Consider the following 18472-nt stretch of genomic DNA (forward strand, 5'->3'; position numbering starts at 1 on the left):
AGACGACGATGGAAAGTGCGGAGGATCGCATGACCGAGGGGATCGCGCTCGACCTGGCGGCGGCGCAGGCCGACCCCGACGGGTTCGCGGCGCTGGCCGAGCGGGCCGGGGGCACGGTGTTCCTGCACGAGAGCGACGACGGTGGCCTCGACCCGTGGACGACCGCGGTCTGGCTGGCCGGTCGCACGCAGGGGGTGCGGATAGGTCTGCCCGGAACCGTGAGCGCGGCCTCGGCCCAGATGCGCGAGAAGTCGTACGAAAGCTTGGAGATTTTGGCTGGTCCGCGGCTCGCCGCGGCGATTCAACGGCGCGACGGCATCGACTACGACGGCATTCCGGCCTCGCTCGCCGACGGGGCGGTCGCGCCGGGCGATCCGCGCTACCGCGGCCGCAAGTCGACCTACATGCGCGGGGGCTCGCCGGGGCTCGTGCTGCGGCCGCGGACGGTGGCCGAGGTGGCCGACGCGCTGGCCTTCGCGAGCCGCCATCAGCATCTGCCGCTCGGGCTGCGCAGCGGTGGCCACGGCATCAGCGGACGGTCGACCAACGACGGCGGGCTGGTCATCGACGTCGGCCTGATGAACGACGTCCAGGTGCTCGACGAGCCGCGCCGGCTGGTCCGGGTCGGGCCCGGCGCCACGTGGAAGCAGGTGGCGGCCGTGCTCGACAAGTACGACTGGGCGATCGGCTCGGGCGACTACGGCGGGGTCGGCGTGGGCGGGCTGGCCACGGCGGGCGGCATCGGCTTCATGTCGCGCGAACACGGTCTGACGATCGACCAGCTGCGCGCGGTAGAGCTGGTGCTGGCCGACGGCACCGCGGTGCGGGCGAGCGCGGACGAGAATCAAGAGCTCTTCTGGGCCGTACGCGGGGCCGGTGCGAACTTCGGCGTGGCCACCGCCTTCGAGTTCGAGGCGGCGCCCGTCCACGAGGTCGGCTGGGCCCAGCTGGCGCTGGTCAGCCCCGACCTCGAGCAGACGCTGGTGCAGTTCGGCGAGGTCGCCCGCACCGCGCCGCGCGACACGACGGTCTTCTTCCTCACCGGCCCGCCGCGGCAGGGCCAGTCGGTCGTCCAGCTCTACGGCATGGTCGACTCGGGCGACCCCGACACGGTCGTCGAGCGGCTCACCCCGTTCGCCTCGACCGGTCTGCTCGCCCAGCAGCAGGTGGTCATCACCCGCTACGCCGACGTGATGGGCCAGGCCGCCGACGTCGGGCCGGGCGGTCACCACGGTCAGGGTGAGCCGGTCGCGCGCTCGGCCTTCCTGCCCCGGCTGACCCCCGAGTTCGCCCGCGACGTCGTCGAGCTGCTCGCATCGGGGCAGGTCTTCTTCTTCCAGTTGCGGCACATGGGCGGCGCGATCGCCGACACCCCGTCCGACGCGACGGCGTTCGCCCACCGCACTCCCGAGTTCTCGGTGACGGCCATGGGCAGCTCCGGCGCGGTCGACGAGGCCTGGGACCGGCTGGCCCACCACTTCGACGGCCTCTATCTCAGCTTTGACACACGAACCGATCGTCAGACAGACGCGTTCCCGCCCGCTACCTTGGCCCGGCTGCGCACGCTGAAGCGCGAGCTCGACCCGGGCAACCTGTTCCGCGACAACTTCAACATCGATCCCGAGGTGCAGAAATGACCGACTACGGGCACAACCTGCTTTTCGGTACGTTCGTCACCCCCAACGGGCCCCAGGCCGTGGACCTGGCGGTGACCGCCGACCGGGCCGGCCTCGACCTGGTGACGTTCCAGGACCACCCGTACCAGCCCGCCTTCGTCGACACGTGGACGCTGATGGCCTACGTGGCGGCCAGGACCGAGCGCATCCGGATCACCGGCAACGTGCTCAACCTGCCGCTGCGCCCGCCGGCCGTGCTGGCCCGGGCCGCGGCCTCGCTCGACATCCTCAGCGGCGGCCGGATCGAGCTGGGCCTGGGCTCCGGCGCTTTCCCCGACGGCGTGGCCGCGATGGGCGGCCGCCGCCTGACCCCCGGCCAGAGCATCGACGCGCTGTCCGAGGCGATCCCGATCATCCGCGACCTGTGGAACACCGACACCCGCGAGCGGGTCAACCACCAGGGCCGGTACTACCAGGTCGTCGGCGCGAAGCGCGGCCCGCGCCCGGCCCACGACATCGGCATCTGGATCGGCGCCTACAAGCCGAAAATGCTGGCCCTCACCGGCCGCCTCGGCGACGGCTGGCTCCCGTCGATGGACTATCTGCCCAAGGGCGCCGACTCGCTTCCGGAGATGAATGCCCGCATCGACGAGGGCGCTGAGTCGGCCGGTCGCGCCCCCGCCGACATCCGCCGCCTGCTCAACTTCATGCGCCTCGACGGCGGCCCGGCCCAATTGGCCGAACAGTTCGCCGACCTGGCCCTCAACCACGGCATCAGCGGCTTCATCCTGGGCGGCGACGACCACGAACTGGCCGAGGTGCTGGCGGCCGAGGTCGCCCCGGCCACCCGCGAACTGGTCGAACGCGAACGCAGTCACTGACGGGCGTCAGGTCTGCACGCCGAGCAGGGCGTTCGCCCCGAACGCCTGGCCAACCTGGGGCGCGCTCAGCACACCGTTCGGTACGTCCATCGGCCGACAACCCGGGTCGAACCGGCGGCCCGGCCCTGAAGCTGATCGCTCACCAGGCGGGGCCGCGGGCCAGCCGGATCGGGCCGGCCGCGGTGGCTATGTCGACGTCGACGCCCTGTTGACGGACCACGATGGTGCCGGACCGGGCCAGCTCGGCGGCGACCTCGCGAGCGGTGTCCATCAGGTCGCGCCAGCCGTCGCCGCCGGTGGCGCGGGCGGCGTCACTCGGGCAGATCGTGGAGTCGGGGCGGCGATGCCATAGCAACGACCGCATTGCTGCAGCCAAACGCTCCCGAGGGTCACCCTCGGTTCCCAGGGCCAACTCCGCGTCCCGTACGCGGTCCGGGTCGGCCTGCGCTGCCGTCAGCTCGCTCTCCAGCTCGCGTCGCAGGGCGTCCGGCTTCACTTCGCTGTCGCTGTCGCTGTCGCTGTCGCTGTCGCTGTCGCTGTCGCGAAGACGCGGCGTAGTGAGTCGAACGTGTCCAGCGAGCGTCGGCCCTCGGCCTGCATCGCTTCCACGGCTGGATCGGATGCATCGGCCGCGAGCGCGTCCTCCCACAAGACGCGCTCGGCGCGACGCCACTCGGGCTTCTCCTGCACCTCGACGTCGGCGAAGCCGGCCTCCGTGAGGTCCCGGCGCAGGTCGACCGCCCGGATCCGTGCCGGCACCTGATCATCCGCGGGGTCGGCCGCCTCCCAGCACGACAGGGCGAGCCGCCCACCGGGCCGTAGCAACCGGCGGAACTCGACCAGCGCGCTCAGCGGCGGATCGGCGAACTGCACCGCGTCCACACACATCACCCCGTCGGCCGCACCCGTGGGCAGGCCGGTCGCGGTCAGCGTCCCGAGCCGGAACTCGGACCGGCCCGCGGGCAGCCGGTCGTTCGCGGTCGACCGCGCCTGCTCCAGCGCCACGGCCGATAATTCCACCCCGATCAGGCGTACGCCGCTGCGCCGGGCCACCTCGATGCCGTACCCACCGCGGCCGCAGGCGATGTCGAGCAGCAGCCCGTCCGCCGGCAGGCGCAAACCCGCAGTCACCTGGGCGATGCCCTCTTCGGGCAACGTGCCGGCGTCGCGCAGCTCCGCCGGCAGCCGCACCGCGCGACGCATGATGTCATCGCGGACCGGCGACGCGACGATGTCCGCATACCACCGGTCGAAATACTGCGCGTCAGTCACCCCGGCCACTCTAATCTGCACGGATGACCCAGCCGATTTTGCGTACGGAACGGCTTGTGATGGTTCCTCTGGCCGACCGGCATCTGGAGCTTGAGGTCGCGCTCGACGCCGACGCCGAAGTGCTGCGCTATCTCTGGGGCCGGGCCCGCTCCCGCGACGAGGTCGTGGAAAGCCATGCGGAACGGATCGCGCTGGCCCGCCCGGTCGACGGCCTCGGTTACTGGATGGCTTTCCGGGAAACCGAATCCGACGACAATTTTGTCGGGTTGATGATGCTGCCGCCGGCCCACGACCACGACCCGCCCGTCGCTGAGCTCGGCTACCGCGTGGCCCGGCGCTGGTGGCGGCAGGGATTCGCGAGCGAGGCGTCTCGAGCCCTGCTGCGGCACGCTTTCGACACTGTGGGGCTGAACCGGGTGATCGCCCAGACCATGGCCGTCAACGCCGGGTCGCGCGGCGTGATGAAAGCCGTCGGCCTGCGTTACGTACGCACGTTCTTCCCGACCTGGGACGACCCGCTGCCCGATTCGGACCAGGGCGAAGTCGAGTACGAGATGACTCGCGAGATGTGGAGTGTCGGATAGTGCCGTCCCCGTTCGTGGAGAGGGTGGAGGGCGGCTGACCAGTCGCCCGCGACTACTCCGGAAGGAACCGAAATGACTGCCGAATACACCTGGGACGTCTTCTCGACCCTCGACGGCTACGGCTCGTTCGTCGAAGGGGCCGACTGGGGTGGCTACTGGAGCAAGCAGGGCCCCGAACTGCTCGCGCGCCGGTCCGCCACTTTCGACACCGAGCAGCGCATGGTCTACGGCGCGACGACGTTCCGCGAGATGGCCGAGATCATGTCCTCCGGCATCGACCCGAACGCGCTCGACGAGTGGAACCTGCGCACGATGCGCTCCCCGGCCACTGTCATCTCGTCGACCCTGACCGACACGCTGGGCTGGCCCGACGCGACCATCGCGAGCGGCGACGCCGTCGACATCGTCCAGCGCCTCAAGCAGGAGTCGGACGTGCCGCTACGCTCCCAGGCCAGCCTCTCGCTGAACTGGGCCCTGATGACGGCCGGCCTGGTCGACCGCCTGCAGGTGACCGTCTTCCCGGTCGTCTCCGGCAAAACCGGCACCAGCCCCATCCTCGGCGGCGCCGGCGACTTCGACCTGGAACTGCTCGAGAGCCGCACGCTCGACGGCCACACCCTGGAACTGACCTACCGCCCCACCCCTCGGTAGGACCGTCATACAAACCCGAAACCGCCACTCCGGCGTACGAGGTCAACGGCCTCCCACAACGCAGCGCCGGCCGCCGTAGCCGCGGCCGTCGCCGTGAGGAGCGTCGGCCAGGGCCGCCACAGCCGCAGCTCCGTGGCCACCCACGCCAGCACCAGCAGCGGCAGCACGACCCGAACCATGTCGGCCACCACGGCGCCGCCGAAGAACGGATCGTCAACCGTCAGCAGACGCCACGGCGGGGTCCGTACGAAGGCATGCCAGCCCTCGGCCGACAGCAGCCCGCACGCAACGCCCAAGCCGGCAGCCGCGGGTCGGGCGGCTGAAGCCCGCACCGCATGACCAAGCAGCCCGAGAATCGGCCCCGCGACCAGCGACCCGACCATCCACAACGAGGTCATCACGCCCACCGACCTCAGCCCCGGCAGATCAGCCCAGCCGATGTCGGACGAGTACCCGCCGGACCAGCGCCGGCTGACGACGAGAATGAGCAGGTAGTAAACCGCAGTCGCCAGGACCAGCAGTGAAGCCCCGACGGCGGCCGCCCGCCGCGCGGTAGGTGCATATCGGCCGGCCAGAAAGGCGGCCAGGCTCCAGGCAAACCCGCTGGACGTCAACGCCACCATGATCTGCCCGGCGGCACCATCAACATAGTCCGCGACAAATGCCAGCAGCCCCAACGCGCCCGCGGTAGCGAGAAGACCTCGCAGTTCAGCTCTTCGCTTCGCGAACGTCGGTCCCATGCTCGGCAAATGCCTCGAAGTCTCGCATGTGCTGCAGCGACTGCTTACGGAAGGTCCCAGGCATCAAGAGCCCGACCAGCCGCATCATCAGCCCGCTGAACCGATACTCGTTCTCGCTCTCCCAGAGCGTCTTCCCCGGCCCGATTTCGGTCAGCCGTTCACGCGCGGCGTTCCACATACCCTGACCGACGATCTCACGCTCGAACCGAACGACGACCCCACTCGGAATCTGATGCAGGTCCACCGGTTCCCGAAGCGTGATGGTCTCGGTGCACTCGAACTCCTGCTGCCCCATCTGCAACACCACGCGTGACCGGGTGCCGACCTGCCCGTGCTCCCCGCTGACCGGCTCGTGCACCACCAGCCCCCGCAGCCAGCTCGGCATGACCGCCGGGTCGGCCAACAGCTGGGCCACCCTCTCCCGCGCCTGTTCGATCTCGATCGAGACGGTGTATCTCATGGCCGCATGCTAACAGCTCCAACTTATATAAGCTGAAACCGATTCGAAGCGAGCGGGTCGGGGCGGCCCGGGTGGCCGCCCCGAGGCCCGTCGTCAGCCGGCGTGGGCGGCGTTGACCTGCAGGATCCACGTCACGCCGAACCGGTCGGTGAGCATGCCGAACCCGGCCGAGAACGCCGACGGCCCGAACTTCTCGACGATCTCGGCCCCGTCCGACAGCTTGTCCCACAGCGCGCTGACCTCGTCCGCGGTGTCCCCGCCAACGGCCACGAAGAACCGCTCCCCGGTCAGCGTCACCCCGTTCTCCCGGGTCGTCGCGGTCAGCGGCGCAGGAGCAACAGCCTGGCTAGGAACGTCATAGGCCAGGATCGTGAACCCACTCTCCGCCGTGACCTGCCCGAACACCACCTTGTCGGCGTCCGGCAGCTCCTTCGGCATCCCGAAGTCGCCGTAGGCGACGACAGTCAGGTGCCCACCGAACACCGACTGGTAGAACTCCAGCGCCGCCCGAGCGTCCCCGCGAAAGTTCAGGTGAGTGTTGGTGCTGATAGCCATGGTCTTGCTCCCTCTTCGTCAGTGCGCATCGGCGCTGAACAAAGACTCTCAACAGAAGGTGCCAGGATGTGGCACCTACTGAACCCGGTTTCCTCGCCATGTCGGCCGCCCATACTCACCTGTGTGATCGACAGTGCCCCCCTCGCGGTACGCGAGGTCCGGCGATACGCCGCCGCCCTCCACGAGACCCGCGAACGTCTGTTCCAAGACCTGGCTCCGATCACCAATGTGGCCGACCTCCTCCGGGCCGTGCGAACCCGGCAGCTGCCACGAGCCGGCTCAACCACCAGCGGCATCGAATACCAGGCCCACAGCATCGGCTGCCGCATGACCACCCGAGACGGCCGGGACGTCGACGTCGACCTGGTCGTCGACCGCGCAACGGGCGAGCAACTCGAGGCCTTCGACGCTCACCGCATCCGCTGGTTCCTGGACGAAACAGCCAGGGCCCGGTTGACCGACACAGACCTGAACGCCGCCTGCAGCCACCTGGCCGGGGCCGGCGAGCTACGCGAAGTGATCCCCGGCCAATGGTTCACGATCGAACACCGCTGACCTCACAGCAGCCGCCCCAGCAACGCCACGAGCCCAGCTGCACCCGACCCGTCCGGATCCAGGTCAGGGCGATAGTCAGCAATGCTGACGCCTACCAGCGACGGCGACTCCGCAAGCGGCGTGAGCATGGCAACAAGCTGGTCGAAGTCCGGACCACCCGGCTGCGGATACGTCACGGCCGGCATCACCGCCGGGTCAAGCACATCAACATCAATGTGAAGCCACATCGGCACACCAAAGTCCGCACCCAGCGCCTCATCCCGAGTCAAAACAGCGCCCGGCAGCCGACCCAACTCAGCCAAGGACTCCGGATCCAACCCAGCAGTACGATGCCCGATCAACCCCACCTGGTGAGCCTTCGCCATAGGCGTCGACCCACCCAGACCAGTCAACACAGCAGGCCCACCACCAACCAGAAAAGCCAGTTCCGAGTCCGCAACCTCCCCGGTCTCGGACGCGCGCGGGTCAGTGAAATCGGGATGTCCATCAACGATCCAAAGCCCTACATCACCGACAGCAGCCCGCAAATGAGCGAAGACCCCCAACAAAAGGCTGCAGTCCCCACCAACAACAACAGGCCGATGCAGAGGATGTTCGCTCATACCGTTCTGTAGTGCCGCAGCCAGCGCGCGAGCGGCCGCGACACTCTCGGACAGCGCCCGAACCCCGGTCGCCTCATCGCGCTCGGCGCTCGTGATGTGAGTCGGCGCGTCACCAAAGTCAACGTCAACGAGCCCGGAAAGCCCAGCCCGCCGAAGCACCGCAGGCGCCTCAGCCTCCCCACGCCCAGTCCCCGACGAGTCCCAGGGCGCACCAAGAAGGAACCACACAACTCAGAGTCTGCCTGACACATCCGCAACCGGCACGGTGCGAACGCGCACCCACCACAAAGCCTGGCCTGAGTAAGAAAGAGTCCCAGCTTCGTCCACAGAGCGGAAGCCACACCACCAAGCCGCACGGGCGCCCTCAGCGAAACCAGGCACCCAGAGAAGCGCCAACCACAACGCTGGAAAACGGTGAAACCCCGCAAGATTGGGGCCGAGGGTGGCCACGCAGGGCATAATTGCTCCACAGCCCAGCGTGGCCACCCTCGGCCCCAATCGTCCAAGCGCAACCAGAGAACGTCAGGCAACCTCGGTAGCGCTCACAGGAACAACATCGGGAGCACCAAGCCGAGTAGCGTCAGCGGTCTCATCATCAGGCTGCTCCTGAGACCCCCGCTCAGCCTCAACCCGAACGCGGTAGTTCTCAACCTCCCGCGCAGTCTGCTCCGACGTCCACCCGAGAACTCCGGCCATGAGCTCAGCCGCCTCCTGAGCGCAGTTCACACCGCGGTCGAACGTCTCGATCGAGATGCGGGTGCGGCGGGTAAGCACGTCTTCGAGGTGCCGAGCGCCCTCGTAGGCGGCGGCGTAAACAACCTCAGCTCTCAGATAGTCGTCGGCTCCAGACAGGGGAGAACCAAGAGCCGGCGTGGCCGCAATCAGATCGATGACCTCCTGGGTCAAATTCCCGAACCGCCCCAGCAGGTGCTCGACCCGAGCCACATGCAACCCCGACCGCTGAGACAACATGCGCCGCTGATTCCACAATGCCGGATACCCATCGGCCCCCACCAACGGCACCCGATCCGTACACGACTTGGGCACAGACCTTCCCAACCCGTGCACACAGGCGTCCACAGCATCCCGCGCCATCACGCGATAAGTCGTGTATTTGCCACCCGCGACGACCACGAGCCCAGGCGTAGGACTCCCCACCATGTGCTCGCGCGACAACTGCGACGTAGCCTCAGATTCGCCCGACAACAGCGGACGCAGCCCCGCGTAAACCCCTTGGACGTCCGTACGGGAAAGTGGCGTAGCCAGAACCGAGTTCACGTGCTCCAGCAGATAGTCGATGTCCGTGCTGGACGCCGCCGGATGAGCTTTGTCCAGGGACCAGTCCGTATCCGTGGTGCCCACGATCCAGTGCCGCCCCCACGGGATGACGAACAGCACGCTCTTCTCGGTGCGCAGGATCAGCCCGGTTGTCGACTGAATGCGATCACGCGGCACAACCAGATGAATCCCCTTCGACGCCCGCACGTGGAACTGTCCGCGCTCGCCGACCAAAGCTTGCGTGTCGTCCGTCCACACCCCGGTCGCGTTGATCACTTGTTGAGCGCGCACTTCGAACACGCGGTCAGTTTCCAGATCCTTCACACGTACGCCGGTAACCCGCTCACCTTCGCGTAGGAAACCGATTACTTCAGCGCGCGACGCCACATGAGCGCCGTAGGACGCAGCCGTGCGAGCCAGGAACATGGTGTGCCTTGCATCGTCGACCTGAGCGTCGTAGTACTGGATCGCACCCACCAGTGCGTCCTTGCGCAACGCCGGACAGGCCCGCAATGCCGCCGTACGAGTCAATTGCCGGTGACGCGGCATGCCGCCGCCCATCGCCATGGTGTCGTACAGGGTGACGCCGGCCCCCGCATAGGCCCGCTCCCACGCCCGGTGTTTGAGCGGATAAAGGAACCGGAGCGGCCTCGCCAAATGCGGGGCGAGCCGCGACACAATCAGATCTCGCTCGTGCAACGCCTCCTTGACGAGCGCGAAGTCCAGCATTTCGAGATAGCGCAAACCACCGTGCAGGAGTTTGCTCGATCGGCTGGACGTGCCGGACGCCAGATCGCGCGCCTCGACCAGGCCGGTGGACAGGCCGCGGGTGACGGCATCGAGTGCCGCCCCCGCGCCCACCACTCCGCCGCCGATCACGAGGACGTCGAGCTCGGCGCCGGCCAGCGCGGCCAGCGCCGAGTCCCGATACTGCGGGGAGAGTGCAACAGCCACTGCTCTGGTTCCTTTCGGTTCCGCCTCGTTCAGGCGCGGCCGGGTTCTGGTCTTCGCCGCGGATTCCCGTTGTCGGCCGGCTCAGTCCTCGGTTTCCCTGTGTTCTCGCGAACGGGCGAGCTCAGTCCACGTCCACCCAGTTGAGCGTGCGTTCCACGGCCTTCTTCCATTTGCCGTAACCCTCGGCCCGCTGTTCCTCGGACCAGGACGGCTGCCACCGTTGCGACTCGTTCCAGTTCTCGCGCAGCTCGTCGGTGTTCTTCCAGAATCCGACGGCCAGCCCCGCCGCGTAGGCCGCGCCGAGCGCCGTCGTCTCGGCCACGACCGGCCGGCTGACCGGCACGCCGAGCACGTCGGCCTGGATCTGCATGGCCAGGTTGTTGGCCGTGATCCCGCCGTCCACCTTGAGGACGTCGAGGGTCACCCCCGAGTCCTGTGCCATGGCATCGACCACATCGCGGCTCTGGTAACAGATCGATTCGAGCGTGGCCCGCGCGATGTGCGCGCTGGTGTTGAACCGCGACAGCCCGACGATCGCCCCGCGCGCGTCGGAACGCCAGTACGGCGCGAACAGTCCCGAGAACGCCGGCACGAAGTAGACCCCGCCGTTGTCGTCCACTTGAGCGGCCAGCCGCTCGCTCTCCGACGCGTCGTTGATGATGTGCAGCTGGTCGCGCAGCCACTGCACCGCCGACCCGGTGACCGCGATCGACCCCTCCAGCGCGTAGATCGGCGCGGCGTCGCCGAATTTGTAGCAGACCGTCGTGAGCAGCCCGTTCTCCGAGCGTACGAGTTCGGTCCCGGTGTTGAGCAGCATGAAGTTGCCCGTGCCGTAGGTGTTCTTGGCCTCGCCCGGTGCGAAGCAGACCTGCCCGACCGTGGCCGCCTGCTGGTCGCCCAGGTCCCCGGTCAACGGCACTTCACCGCCGAGCGAGCCCGGCCACCGGGCCACCCCGTACGTGTTCGGGTCGGACGACGGCCGGATCTCGGGCAGCATCTGCCGCGGGATGTTGAAGAAACCCAGAAGCTCGTCGTCCCAGTCGAGGGTCTCGAGGTTCATCAGCATCGTGCGGCTGGCGTTGGTGACGTCGGTGAGGTGGTTGCCCCCGTCGACCCCGCCGGTCATGTTCCACAGCACCCAGCTGTCGGTGTTGCCGAAGATGGCGTCGCCACGTTCGGCCGCCTCGCGTACCCCGTCGACGTTCTCCAGGATCCACTGGATCTTGCCGCCGCTGAAGTAGGTGGCCGGGGGGAGCCCCGCCTTGCGGCGGATCACGTCGCCGCGCCCGTCACGGTCGAGGGCCGAGGCGATCCGGTCGGTCCGGGTGTCCTGCCAGACGATCGCATTGTAGTACGGTCGGCCGCTCCGACGATCCCACACGACGGCGGTCTCGCGCTGGTTGGTGATGCCCAGCGCGGCCAGGTCCTTGGCGCCCAGGTTGGCCTTCTGCATGGCCGTGCGGACGACGGTGACCGTGCGCTCCCAGATCTCGGCCGGGTTGTGCTCGACCCAGCCCGCCTGGGGCAGGATCTGTTCGTGTTCGAGCTGGTGGCGGGCCACCTCGTTGCCGCCGTGATCGAAGATCATGAAGCGGGTGCTGGTCGTTCCCTGGTCCACGGCGCCGACGAAGTCAGCCATTGCGTGCCTCCACGTTGTCTCGCGGCTGCTCGGGCAGCCGTCCTGGCTCCTCGGGACCGCCGCCGCTCAACCCGGGCAGGAACCGGCCGACCAGCCCCTGGTAGAGGCCGGCGCCGAGAACGCCGCCGATGATGGGCGCCACGATCGGGATCCAGAAATAGAGATACCCGGTCTGGTCGCGGAATGCGCCGCCGTAGCCCGTCAGGAAGCTGGCGAGTCGCGGACCGAAGTCACGCGCGGGGTTGATCGCGTAGCCGGCGTTGGTGCCCCAGGCCATGCCGATGCCGACCACGATCAGGCCGATGATGAACGGGGCCAGGTTGGCCTGCGGGGGAGTGCCCAGCGCGTCGGTGACGGCCAGGATCAGGAACAACAGGATCGCGGTGCCGATGATCTGGTCGCGGAAGGCGCCCCATTCGCCGACCGGCAGCGCGCCGTTGCCGGGCAGCGTCGAGAAGACGCCCTGGGTCTTGATGGTCAGCCCGGGGTCGGCCGCGTGCAGCACCTCGGTGTAGTTCCAGCGGACGATCAGCGCGGCCACGAACGCGCCCAGGAACTGGGCCAGGCTGTACGGAAGGACCTTGCGCCACTCGAAGCCTTTGAAGACCGCGAGCGCGACGGTGACGGCGGGGTTGAGGTGCGCCCCGCTGATGCGCCCGGCGACGTAGACGCCGAGCACCACGCCCAGGCCCCAGGCCCAGGCGATGCTGTCGTGGTCACCGATGCCGCCGCCGACCACCTGGGCCACCACGCCGACACCGAACAGAATGAGGATCATGGTCCCGGCGAACTCGGCGGCCAGTTCCGCCCAGATTCCGCCCGGGATCTTCAGTCGTGCTGCCATCTGCCCTCCTGAAGTGCCTCCTAGAGCTGCATCTTCGAGCGACGCTAGGTAGCCACCCGGGCACTAACAATGAACGCCATTCGACAATGTCGAACGCTGAGCTACTGGTCCGTCTACAGCCCGTCATAGTGTCGAAACGTGCCGGGAACAGTGCAGTCCATCGAGCGGGCCGCGGCCGTCCTGCGCCTGCTCGCGGGCGGTGCGGGCCGGCTGTCGCTCGGGGAGATAGCGCGCTCGCTCGACCTGGCCAAGGGCACCACCCACGGCATCCTGCAGACCCTGCGCAAGGTGGGGTTCGTCGAGCAGGACAGAGCCTCCGGCCAGTACCAGCTCGGTGCGGCTATGCTGCGATTGGGTACGGGCTACCTGGATGTGAACGAGCTGCGCTCGCGGTCGATCAACTGGGCCGACCCGCTCGCCGCCCGCAGTGGCGAAGCCGTCCGCATCGGCACCGTCCTCGAAGGGCAGGTGCTGGTCGTCCACCATGTCTTCCGGCCCGACGACACCTTCCAGACGCTCGACGTCGGCAGCCTTCTGCCCATGCACGCCACCGCCCTGGGCAAGGCCTTGCTGGCGTACGGGGCCACGCCGCCGGCCTCGCTCGACCGCTTCACCAGTCGTACTGTCGGCACCCAGCGCGAGCTCGCCGCGGCCCTGCAGGTCGTGCGCGAATGCGGGTGGAGCGCCGACATCGAGGAGCTGACCCCGGGCGAGGCCTCGATCGCCGCACCCATCCGGGCGTACGGGGGACTGGTGGTCGGCGCCATCGGCATCTCCGGCCACGTCGAACGTCTCTGCGACAGCCGCTACCACCCCCGGCCCCAGTTGGTGGCCAATGTCCGCGATGCCGCCCGGGCGGTGTCCCGTGATCTTGGAGCTGCCCGACGATAGGAGGGACGAATGACCGAGCGCTACGTGGTCGCCATCGACCAGGGCACCACCTCGACGAGATGCATCGTCTTCGACCGGCGCGGCCAACTCGTGTCCCTCGCCCAGCAGGAGCACAAGCAGTACTACCCCAAACCGGGATGGGTCGAGCACGACGCGGCCGAGATCTGGCGCAACGTGGAACGGCTCGGACCCGAGGCTCTGCGCCGGGCCGGGGCCACCATCGACCAGGTCGCCGCGGTCGGCATCGCCAACCAGCGCGAGACCACCGTTTTGTGGGACCGTACGACAGGCCAGCCGGTCGGGCACGCCGTGGTCTGGCAGGACACCCGCACCGACACGATGGTCAGTGAGCTCGACACGGCGCCGGGCGCGGAGGGCGTACGCCATCGGTCGGCCCTGCCGTTGGCCACGTACTTCTCCGGGCCGCGGATCCGGTGGATGCTCGACCACCACCCCGGCCTGCAGGAACGGGCCGAACGGGGCGAGGTGCTGTTCGGCACGATGGAGACCTGGCTGATCTGGAAGCTGACCGGCGGGCTGCACGTCACCGATGTCACCAACGCGAGCCGCACGCTGCTGCTCGACGTGCACACGCTCGACTGGTCGTCCGAGTCGCTGGCGTTCTTCGGCATCCCGCGCGCGATGCTGCCCGAGGTGCGCCCGTCGATCGGGGTGTTCGGCACGGCCACGGCGGCGTTTCCCGGTGTGCGCATCGGGGCCGCGCTCGGCGATCAGCAGGCCGCGCTGTTCGGGCAGACCTGCTTCGCCCCGGGGGAGGCCAAATGCACGTACGGGACGGGAAGTTTCTTGCTTCTCAACACGGGGTCCGAGCTGGTTCGATCGACGCACGGCCTGCTCAGCACGGTGGCCTATCAGATCAAGGGCGAGCCCGCGGCGTACGCGCTGGAAGGCTCGATCGCCATCACGGGCTCGCTGGTGCAGTGGTTCCGCGACCAGCTCGAACTGATCACCAGCGCGCCCGAGATCGAGACGCTGGCGCGGACGGTCACGGACAACGGCGGTTGCTACATCGTGCCGGCGTTCAGCGGCCTGTACGCCCCGTACTGGCGGAGCGAGGCCCGCGGCGTGATCGTGGGCCTGACCTCGTACATCACCAAAGGCCATCTGGCCCGGGCGGTGCTGGAGGCGAGCGCCTGGCAGACCCGGGAGGTCGTCGACGCGATGAACGCTGACTCCGGGCTGGCCCTGAAGACGCTGCGAGTGGATGGCGGTATGACAGCCGACAATCTGCTGATGCAGTTCATCGCGGACGTGCTCGACGTGCCGGTGGTCCGTCCGCTGGCGGCCGAGACGGTGTCGCTGGGCGCGGCCTACGGGGCCGGTCTGGCCGTCGGCTACTGGCCCGACCTGGAGGGACTGCGCCAGAACTGGCACCGGGCCGCGCAGTGGCTGCCCACGATGGAGGCCGGCAAGCGGGAGACCGAGTACGCCAACTGGCAGCGCGCCGTCGCCCGCACCTTCGACTGGATCCAGGCCTGAGGGGGTTCAGATCGTCAGTCCGGCCCGGCTGACGGGGCCGGTGGACCAGCTGGCGCTAAGCGTCGGTGTCGCGCTGGGTCGGGCCGGTGTCGATGAACAACGTCTGATCCGGGGTGCCGGGCAGCGGAAAGGCCGCCCATTCGATGTCCAGGTGCGCAGCAAGGTCCCATCATGCGCCGGCGGGCCGGCGCCGCCCAGCGGGGAAGGGGGGTCAAGCTCGCCCCCCGAGCACGGTGGCCGCGGCAGGCCGAGAGCACTCGTCCCGGAAGCGGCGAGTCATAGGTTCAGCGTGAGTCCCTCGCCGGCCACCGAGTCGACCGCGCCCGACCACCAGTTGGCGTTGCCGTTGACGTAGAGACAGGGGGCCACGGCGGTGATGTCGTCGCGTAGCGCGGCCAGCGGGACGCCGGGGATGAGGACGCGGATTGTCCGACCATCGGACATGGACAGGTCCCAGCCGAAGCGGCCGTCGCGGTCGGCCCCCGGGTCGCGCACGGGGTCGCCGTCGAGGTGGGCGACGCGCTGCCGGATCGGTACCTCGTCCATCTGCTCGGCCCGCTGGCGCACCGCGTCCAGGAATGCATCGAGATTGGCCCGCGCGAGTTCCTCGTCGGCGCCGTCGATCGGGGCCGTGCCCGGATTGATCATGAAGCGACGGTAGAGACGTGGCCGGGGCGGCCGGGGCCGGACGGCCGGCGGTCACCCGTCCGGGAGGGCGGCCTCGGCGTGGTCGCAGGCCGGGGTGAGGCGGGCCAGATAGCCGGCGGCGGCCCGGGCCCGCGGGAGGAATCGGCGCAGGGCGTCGTGGTCGGCCGCGGCCTCGAGGGTCTGGACGAGCAGCAGCGACTCGTGCGGGATCTCCTCGGGGCCGGGGCGGCGGCCCATCGCGACGAGGCGCTCGGCCTGCTTGCGCGCGGTAGCGACGTCGCCGCGATGCAGGGCCAGCCGGGCCCGCAGGACTTCGGCGTTGCCGGGGTGGGCGAGGTCGGGCTCCACGGTGGCGGCGACCTTCGTGGACTCCGAGGTGTCGCCGCGACGGGCCAGGGAGAGCGCTCCGACCAGCGGGCCGCTGCGGATGTAAGGGCAGGCCATCGTGGCGGCCGGCCCCTGCCGTAGACGCAGGTGCTCGTCCAGGAAGGGGTCGATCTCGGTGTCCCGGCCCAGCTGTTCCAGGCAGATCAACACGGCCGCGGTGCCGTGCAGGCGGTCGTGCGGGGATAGGCCACGAGCCCACTCGTACGATCGGTGGGCGTGGGACAAGGCTTGCTCGTAGTCCCCGCGGACGGCGCCGATGACCAGGCTGGCGATGGTGTGACCGAGCGCCCGGTCGCGGTCACTGCCCTCCTGCTCGACCAGGGCGACCTCGTGGAGGACGGCGGTGACCGCATCCTCGTAGTGGCCCTCCAGGAAATGCACCGCGGCGTCGCCGAGCAATGCTTGACCGCGCAGGGTGGGGGAGCCGAGGCGGTCGGCCAGGGCGGCAGCGTCGGTGGCGGCGCGGCGGCGGCCGGTCACCGGCACGGGGTCGGTGCGGCCGGTCCAGGCCCAGCGGCCGCCGCACAGGGCGCGTAGGGAGAGAAGCTGCGCTTTGGTGGGTGGATCGGTGACGGCGGCCAGGCCCTCGTCGAGCACTCGGTCGGCAAGCTCCGGGTCGGCCGGCTGGCGGAAGCCACCCCAGCGGGCGACCAGCATCTGGGCGGTCTTCAGGCAGAGCCCGGCGCGCCGGTCGCCGTGGCCGGGCGCGTCCCGCAACGCCGTGATGGCCTCGCGCCAGGCACGGACGGCCTCGTCACCGTCGTACGCGATCTCGTGGTCGTCGCCGATGGCCTCGAGCGCGCCGGCCCGTTCGGCCGGGTTCGCGGCGTGTCGCAGGGCCGCGCGGTGCAGGTCCAGGGCGCGCGGGACGGCGTAGCGGCGGCGGGCTCCGACCCCGGCTGTGATCAGCGAGCGGAAGGCCTTGCCGCGGGTCCAGTCACCGGCGTCCGGGCCGTCGGCGGCGGCGGAGTAGTGGACGGCGACCAGCTCGATGACCTCGCCGATGCGTTCACGCGAGACCTCCTCGAGCCAGGCGGCGACGGCGGCGTGGCCGGCCGCGCGCTGGGCGACGGGCAGGCTGGCGTAGGCGACATCGCGTAGCAGGGCGTGCTGGAAGGCGTACTCGTCCTGGCCGGTGACCAGGGCGGATGGGCGGGCTCGGATGAGGGCCCGGTTCTCCAGGGCCGTGAGCAGATCGGGGAGGGCGGGTCCTAGGCGCTCGCGGAGCGGGGCCGCCCAGAAGACACGGCCCATCACTGCGGCCGCTTGCAGCAGCCGCTTCTCGTCCGGCGGCAACGCGTCGACCCGGGCCGCAAGCAGCGCGTGCAACGAGTCAGGTAGTGGCGATCGTTCGCTGCCGCTGCCGCTGCCGCTGCCGCTGCCGCTGCCGCTGCCGCTGCCGCTGCCGCTGCCGCTTCCTGTGACTGTGCCTGTGCTGTTGCCGGAGCCGGAGCCGGAGCCGGAGCCTGAGATGGTGCCTGAGCCTGAGATGGTGCCTGAGCTGGTGCTGTTGCCAGGGCCTGTGCTGGTGCCAGGGCCTGTGCTGGTGCTGGTGCTGTAGCCAGGGCTGGTGCTGTAGCCGGAGCCGGAGCCGGAGCCGGAGTCAGAGCTGGTGCTGGAGCCGCTGTTGGTTCTGGTCCGGGGGCTGGTTACGTGGGCGGCCAGCTGGTCGAGGAAGTACGGGTTGCCCTCGGCCCGGGCGAGGATTCGGGCCTGGTCGGCCGGCGGCAGGTGACTGGCGTGGGGGTGAGCTGACAGTAGGGTGCGGCTGTCTTCGGCGGTCAGGGGTTGCAGCGACACCATCGAGACGCCGGGTAGGTCGGGTCGCGTCTCTAGGAACTCGGGGCGGGCCGTGGTCAGCACGACGATCGGGCCGGTCGACCGAGTGACCAGGCGCGACAGCATGCCTACGAGCGGGGCGCCGGCCCAGTGCAGATCCTCGACGACCAGCAGCAGCGGACCGCGGGCGGCGAACGCCGTGGCCAGGCGGGGCCAGGCCCGGCCCAGCTCGTCGGCGACGTCGCGGGGGTCGGCCTGGTCGAGCGGATTGTCCGACAGTCGTATCGCCGCGGTGGTGGCCAGGGCGAAAGTGGTCGTGTCGAGCTCGTCGGGGGTCATTCGCTGGCCCTCGAAGATGCGTCGCAGCCGGGAGCGCAGGCGTTGCGGGGCTTGGGCATCGGGGTCCCCGAGCGGGATGTCGCAGGCCTCGCGCAGGATCTCGCCCAGCGCCCAGAAGGTGATCCCGTCGCCGGCAGCCAGACAGCGCCCGCGCAGGACCCGCAGACCACTCTTTTCGTCGGACAGTCCGACCGTCTTATCGTCGGGCGGTGTCGCGGCGGTCTTGTCGTCAGGCGGCGGCGCGACTGTTTTGTTGTCGTGCGGTGGCGCTGTTGTGTTTTCGTCGGGCGGTGCCGC

The 18472-nt window shown here is 69.4% G+C and carries 18 protein-coding genes; 7 read left to right on the forward strand and 11 right to left on the reverse strand.

Translation table 11 applies throughout. The features are described 5' to 3' along the window. Positions 1 to 29 precede the first annotated feature (29 nt). Together M1L60_RS26635 and M1L60_RS26640 are read left to right on the forward strand one after the other, a co-directional pair. On the forward strand, positions 30 to 1637 hold the full coding sequence (locus M1L60_RS26635) for an FAD-binding oxidoreductase (RefSeq protein ID WP_253240260.1): 1608 nt from the start codon (positions 30 to 32) through the stop codon (positions 1635 to 1637). Further along, complete coding sequence (locus tag M1L60_RS26640; protein WP_253240261.1) at positions 1634 to 2497, forward strand: LLM class flavin-dependent oxidoreductase; 864 nt, start codon at positions 1634 to 1636, stop codon at positions 2495 to 2497. The genes M1L60_RS26635 and M1L60_RS26640 overlap by 4 nt, the downstream gene beginning before the upstream one ends. Before the next feature lie 139 nt (positions 2498 to 2636). On the opposite strand, the gene M1L60_RS26645 is transcribed toward M1L60_RS26640, so the two are convergent. Together M1L60_RS26645 and M1L60_RS26650 are read right to left on the reverse strand one after the other, a co-directional pair. Continuing rightward, positions 2637 to 2993, reverse strand: coding sequence for a DUF3253 domain-containing protein (locus M1L60_RS26645; protein ID WP_253240262.1), 357 nt, complete (start codon positions 2991 to 2993; stop codon positions 2637 to 2639). Then, positions 2990 to 3769, reverse strand: coding sequence for a class I SAM-dependent methyltransferase (locus M1L60_RS26650; RefSeq protein ID WP_253240263.1), 780 nt, complete (start codon positions 3767 to 3769; stop codon positions 2990 to 2992). Before M1L60_RS26650 ends, M1L60_RS26645 begins: the two co-directional genes overlap by 4 nt. A gap of 23 nt (positions 3770 to 3792) precedes the next feature. On the opposite strand from M1L60_RS26650, the gene M1L60_RS26655 reads away from it, so the two are divergent. Next, a complete protein-coding gene (locus tag M1L60_RS26655; RefSeq protein WP_253240264.1) occupies positions 3793 to 4353 on the forward strand; it encodes a GNAT family N-acetyltransferase in 561 nt (186 codons plus the stop codon). A gap of 72 nt (positions 4354 to 4425) precedes the next feature. After that, positions 4426 to 5004, forward strand: a complete 579-nt coding sequence (locus M1L60_RS26660; RefSeq protein WP_253240265.1) for a dihydrofolate reductase family protein — start codon at positions 4426 to 4428, stop codon at positions 5002 to 5004. A 5-nt stretch (positions 5005 to 5009) separates the two neighbouring features. Here M1L60_RS26660 and M1L60_RS26665 read toward each other — a convergent pair whose 3' ends face one another. From M1L60_RS26665 to M1L60_RS26675, 3 genes are all read right to left on the reverse strand, one after another. Beyond that, positions 5010 to 5681, reverse strand: coding sequence for a DUF6518 family protein (locus M1L60_RS26665; RefSeq protein WP_253240266.1), 672 nt, complete (start codon positions 5679 to 5681; stop codon positions 5010 to 5012). A 31-nt stretch (positions 5682 to 5712) separates the two neighbouring features. Continuing rightward, positions 5713 to 6204, reverse strand: coding sequence for an SRPBCC family protein (locus M1L60_RS26670; RefSeq protein WP_253240267.1), 492 nt, complete (start codon positions 6202 to 6204; stop codon positions 5713 to 5715). Positions 6205 to 6297: 93 nt separating this feature from the next. Then, entirely contained in the window at positions 6298 to 6759 is a 462-nt protein-coding gene (locus M1L60_RS26675; protein ID WP_253240268.1) for a VOC family protein, read from the reverse strand. Between the two features lie 123 nt (positions 6760 to 6882). On the opposite strand from M1L60_RS26675, the gene M1L60_RS26680 reads away from it, so the two are divergent. Beyond that, a complete protein-coding gene (locus tag M1L60_RS26680; RefSeq protein WP_253240269.1) occupies positions 6883 to 7314 on the forward strand; it encodes a DUF6896 domain-containing protein in 432 nt (143 codons plus the stop codon). A gap of 2 nt (positions 7315 to 7316) precedes the next feature. Here the strand turns inward: M1L60_RS26680 and M1L60_RS26685 are convergent, their stop codons facing one another. From M1L60_RS26685 to M1L60_RS26700, 4 genes are all read right to left on the reverse strand, one after another. Further along, positions 7317 to 8144 (reverse strand): arginase family protein, encoded by an 828-nt coding sequence (locus M1L60_RS26685; protein WP_308208541.1) that lies wholly within the window; start codon positions 8142 to 8144, stop codon positions 7317 to 7319. 294 nt (positions 8145 to 8438) lie between these two features. Beyond that, complete coding sequence (locus M1L60_RS26690; RefSeq protein ID WP_253240271.1) at positions 8439 to 10148, reverse strand: glycerol-3-phosphate dehydrogenase/oxidase; 1710 nt, start codon at positions 10146 to 10148, stop codon at positions 8439 to 8441. A gap of 121 nt (positions 10149 to 10269) precedes the next feature. Continuing rightward, on the reverse strand, positions 10270 to 11787 hold the full coding sequence (gene glpK, locus M1L60_RS26695; RefSeq protein WP_253240272.1) for a glycerol kinase GlpK: 1518 nt from the start codon (positions 11785 to 11787) through the stop codon (positions 10270 to 10272). Then, on the reverse strand, positions 11780 to 12631 hold the full coding sequence (locus M1L60_RS26700) for an MIP/aquaporin family protein (protein WP_253240273.1): 852 nt from the start codon (positions 12629 to 12631) through the stop codon (positions 11780 to 11782). The genes glpK (M1L60_RS26695) and M1L60_RS26700 overlap by 8 nt, the downstream gene beginning before the upstream one ends. Before the next feature lie 138 nt (positions 12632 to 12769). On the opposite strand from M1L60_RS26700, the gene M1L60_RS26705 reads away from it, so the two are divergent. Together M1L60_RS26705 and glpK (M1L60_RS26710) are read left to right on the forward strand one after the other, a co-directional pair. Continuing rightward, positions 12770 to 13522: an IclR family transcriptional regulator gene (locus tag M1L60_RS26705; RefSeq protein ID WP_253240274.1), complete on the forward strand. Its 753-nt coding sequence runs from the start codon at positions 12770 to 12772 to the stop codon at positions 13520 to 13522. Positions 13523 to 13531: 9 nt separating this feature from the next. Continuing rightward, positions 13532 to 15022, forward strand: a complete 1491-nt coding sequence (gene glpK / locus M1L60_RS26710) for a glycerol kinase GlpK (RefSeq protein ID WP_253240275.1) — start codon at positions 13532 to 13534, stop codon at positions 15020 to 15022. A 276-nt stretch (positions 15023 to 15298) separates the two neighbouring features. Here glpK (M1L60_RS26710) and M1L60_RS26715 read toward each other — a convergent pair whose 3' ends face one another. Next, positions 15299 to 15670 (reverse strand): hypothetical protein, encoded by a 372-nt coding sequence (locus tag M1L60_RS26715; RefSeq protein WP_253240276.1) that lies wholly within the window; start codon positions 15668 to 15670, stop codon positions 15299 to 15301. A gap of 51 nt (positions 15671 to 15721) precedes the next feature. Continuing rightward, a partial coding sequence (locus M1L60_RS26720) for an ATP-binding protein (RefSeq protein ID WP_253240277.1) occupies positions 15722 to 18472 on the reverse strand: 2751 nt, incomplete at its 5' end.

Source organism: Paractinoplanes aksuensis (assembly GCF_024137025.1).
Taxonomy (GTDB): Bacteria; Actinomycetota; Actinomycetes; order Mycobacteriales; family Micromonosporaceae; genus Actinoplanes; species Actinoplanes aksuensis.

What these genes read in the sequence shown, in the direction of transcription:
- M1L60_RS26655 (WP_253240264.1), top strand. Translation starts at nt 3,793, where the DNA reads ATGACCCAGCCGATTTTGCGTACGGAACGGCTTGTGATGGTTCCTCTG.
- M1L60_RS26670 (WP_253240267.1), bottom strand. Translation starts at nt 6,204, where the DNA reads ATGAGATACACCGTCTCGATCGAGATCGAACAGGCGCGGGAGAGGGTG.
- M1L60_RS26700 (WP_253240273.1), bottom strand. Translation starts at nt 12,631, where the DNA reads ATGGCAGCACGACTGAAGATCCCGGGCGGAATCTGGGCGGAACTGGCC.
- M1L60_RS26660 (WP_253240265.1), top strand. Translation starts at nt 4,426, where the DNA reads ATGACTGCCGAATACACCTGGGACGTCTTCTCGACCCTCGACGGCTAC.
- M1L60_RS26675 (WP_253240268.1), bottom strand. Translation starts at nt 6,759, where the DNA reads ATGGCTATCAGCACCAACACTCACCTGAACTTTCGCGGGGACGCTCGG.
- glpK (WP_253240275.1), top strand. Translation starts at nt 13,532, where the DNA reads ATGACCGAGCGCTACGTGGTCGCCATCGACCAGGGCACCACCTCGACG.
- M1L60_RS26715 (WP_253240276.1), bottom strand. Translation starts at nt 15,670, where the DNA reads ATGATCAATCCGGGCACGGCCCCGATCGACGGCGCCGACGAGGAACTC.
- glpK (WP_253240272.1), bottom strand. Translation starts at nt 11,787, where the DNA reads ATGGCTGACTTCGTCGGCGCCGTGGACCAGGGAACGACCAGCACCCGC.
- M1L60_RS26635 (WP_253240260.1), top strand. Translation starts at nt 30, where the DNA reads ATGACCGAGGGGATCGCGCTCGACCTGGCGGCGGCGCAGGCCGACCCC.
- M1L60_RS26640 (WP_253240261.1), top strand. Translation starts at nt 1,634, where the DNA reads ATGACCGACTACGGGCACAACCTGCTTTTCGGTACGTTCGTCACCCCC.